The sequence below is a fragment of the Caldivirga sp. genome, from assembly GCF_023256255.1.
GTDB lineage: Archaea > Thermoproteota > Thermoprotei > Thermoproteales > Thermocladiaceae > Caldivirga.
Map to the genome: position 1 here is coordinate 1,407 of NZ_JAGDXD010000070.1, position 1,838 is coordinate 3,244.

2 protein-coding genes are annotated in these 1,838 nt (G+C 40.4%); both read left to right on the forward strand.

Annotated features, from left to right (window positions below; genetic code table 11):
- Positions 1–198: 198 nt before the first annotated feature.
- Entirely contained in the window at positions 199–444 is a 246-nt protein-coding gene (locus Q0C29_RS10730) for an AbrB/MazE/SpoVT family DNA-binding domain-containing protein (protein WP_292000658.1), read from the forward strand.
- Positions 428–844, forward strand: a complete 417-nt coding sequence (locus Q0C29_RS10735) for a PIN domain-containing protein (protein WP_292000659.1) — start codon at positions 428–430, stop codon at positions 842–844. The genes Q0C29_RS10730 and Q0C29_RS10735 overlap by 17 nt, the downstream gene beginning before the upstream one ends.
- The last annotated feature ends 994 nt before the right edge of the window (positions 845–1,838 follow it).

Here is a 1,838-nt window from a genome sequence, read left to right on the forward strand (position 1 = left end):
CAAACAAAACACAAGAAACATATAAGTTTTCCTCCATCACTTAGAAACAAGCATTACTGTTAAGGTTATTCTTAAGCATGGTGTTGATACAAATATTGAGGATAATGTATGGTGTTCGCGTTAAATGCATAGGACCTAGTCTAAAGACTCAGAAATACTTATTAATCTGGATTCAGCATAGATTCTGGGTGTCACCGTGTGAGTAGGCTTATTAGGGTTAGCAGGAAGAATACTATCTATATACCTAAGGAGATTGCTGAAAAAGTGGGAATAACTGAGGGAACATACTTGGAGATAAGGGTTGAAGGAGGCAGGCTAATTATGATACCTATACGTGATCCCTTCTGGCTAGCCCTTAAAGGCCCTAAATTTGCTGAATCAACCGTAGAGGAGGTTGAAAAAATTAGCGAGGAGGAGCAGAGTAGATATGGAAATTCTCCTTGATACAGCATTCCTACTACCTATCGTAGGGGTTAGGGTAAGGGAGGTTGAGGAGATTATGGAGAAGTTATGGATTAAATATAGGAGGGGTGAGGTTAAGGTATATTACACGGATTTAAATATGCTTGAGATTGCTTGGAAATTGAGTAAAACCAGCTACAACCCACTTATAAGGGAGGGTTTATTAAGCATTGAAAGGAATTTCACTAAAACACCTTTAAGACACTCATCACTGCTTAAGGCATTGGAGCTTAAAAGGAAGGGCTTCAACGATTTAATAGACCTACTGCTCTACACCACTGCTCAGGACAATGATTTAATGTTCTTAACATTAGATAGGGCACTTGTCAACTTCCTAAGGAGCATAGGAGAAAACGTAGACATCGTATTGACGTCGATTTAATTCCACTATTTCGTCTTAAATTTCCCTACGCCATGAACATTGCCGATTCCTGCGAGATTCATTTAAGCCATATGGCGGTTCCCAACGCCTTCAATATAGCACCAATATTACTTAATACGCATGCCAATGCCTTAAACCAAGTCCCTACACTTAATAAGAGTGTAGGAATAAACAGGTGGCCACAGGCGGTATTATACCTTGAATAGCCGTATGCGCACCCATAGCGCCTACGTGGTAAGATCCTTAGTAAGCCTCCTACCTATGGTTACATTTTAAAACAGCCAATCCCCTAACCCTATGGGCTGTAGCCCTCCAACACCCTCAATACCCAGTGAGTAGGCTCACTAACCATAGTATTGGGCTTACTGGCGAGTACAGTACACCTGCAGTAAGGCTTACTACGAATACAACCCTCCCACTCACTCCATGATTAATTTAAGCAAGTTAATTAGGAGAGCATAAAGCCTCGCCTTTTAGGGTGGGGATCCTGCTAATGACTGCTGGTGGTGATGGAGCAATGGGTTGAAGACCCAGTCCATAGCCCACCACTGGACGAGTAGAGCAAGGTGGCTCTTAGCCACCAGCAATGATGCAATGAGAATGAAGGTGATTGTTGTTTATTGTTTGTACTTAATCATCTTCCCCAACCTCAGTTATCCATGTTGGTGACTCCTCAAGACCATTCATACTAACCACTCATCCCAATTATCCTTTAAGTATATCCAATGGTGTGCAAAGTTTTACTTACTGCATTTTACCATTAGGTTTCTGAATTATTCCTACTTACATTTATTCGTAATTAATATCGATTAGTATCATTAGTTAATTATTCATTACTTTACTTCCTCATTTTACTTAGCCTGTAGCTTATTATTTATTGTCTTTTATCTAACCTAATTATAATTATAGGCCTAATTCCCCATCTTCGAAGGTGCAATATGGGTTTTATGGTGCCAGTCCCGGTTTCGAAGAAGCACCCACCAAAAACCCACGA

Bases quoted from the DNA above. Each gene is read 5' to 3' on its own strand.
- Q0C29_RS10735 (WP_292000659.1), top strand. From the start codon at position 428: ATGGAAATTCTCCTTGATACAGCATTCCTACTACCTATCGTAGGGGTT.